Origin of the sequence: Streptomyces sp. L-9-10 (genome assembly GCF_004151105.1) — a bacterium.
GTDB lineage: Bacteria > Actinomycetota > Actinomycetes > Streptomycetales > Streptomycetaceae > Streptomyces.
The window spans coordinates 1-952 of the sequence record NZ_PHRF01000111.1 but is presented as its reverse complement, the minus strand read 5'-3'; the positions used below and the strand labels follow the sequence as shown (position 1 = coordinate 952).

The window sequence follows — 952 nt, the reverse complement described above, 5'->3', positions numbered from 1 at the left end:
ACCGCCAGACCGATCGTCTCCGACTTCAGCGCCACCCCCGGCCCCGACGTCGTCGTCACCGCCAGGGAACCCCCGAACGCCGCGCCCAGCGCCGCGCCGATCGCCGCGATCTCGTCCTCGGCCTGGAAGGTCCGCACACCGAAGTTCTTGTGCCGTGACAGCTCGTGCAGGATGTCGGAGGCCGGGGTGATCGGATACGAGCCCAGATACAGCGGCAGCCGGGCCCGCTCGCCGGCGGCCACCAGACCGTAGGACAGGGCCAGGTTCCCGGAGATGTTGCGGTACGTGCCGGCCGGGAACGCCCGGGAGGCCGGGGCGACCTGGTAGGAGACCGCGAAGTCCTCGGTGGTCTCCCCGAAGTTCCATCCCGCCCGGAACGCGGCGACATTGGCCTCCGCGATCTGCGGCTTCTTCGCGAACTTCGCCCGCAGGAACCGCTCCGTGCTCTCGGTGGGCCGGTTGTACATCCAGCTCAGCAGACCCAGCGCGAACATGTTCTTGGAACGCTCGGCCTCCTTGCGGGAGAGACCGAACTCCTTGAGCGCCTCGATCGTCAGCGTCGTCAGCGGCACCGGATGGACCTGGTAGCCGTCCAGCGAACCGTCCTCCAGCGGCGAGGTCAGATAACCCACCTTCGCCATCGGCCGCTTGGTGAACTCATCGGTGTTCACGATGATCTCCGCACCACGCGGCACATCCCCGATATTCGCCTTCAGCGCCGCCGGATTCATCGCCACCAGCACATTCGGCGCATCCCCCGGCGTCAGGATGTCATGATCCGCGAAGTGCAGCTGGAACGACGACACCCCCGGCAGCGTCCCGGCAGGAGCCCTGATCTCCGCCGGGAAGTTCGGCAGCGTCGACAGATCGTTCCCGAACGACGCCGTCTCCGACGTGAACCGGTCACCCGTCAGCTGCATCCCATCACCCGAATCACCCGCGAAACGGATGA

General features: G+C 67.1%; 1 protein-coding gene. It reads right to left on the bottom strand.

Features of this window, described 5'->3' with window-relative positions:
• The coding region (locus CU044_RS26530) for a 2-oxoacid:acceptor oxidoreductase family protein (protein WP_193564079.1) at positions 1 to 952 on the bottom strand (952 nt) is incomplete at both ends.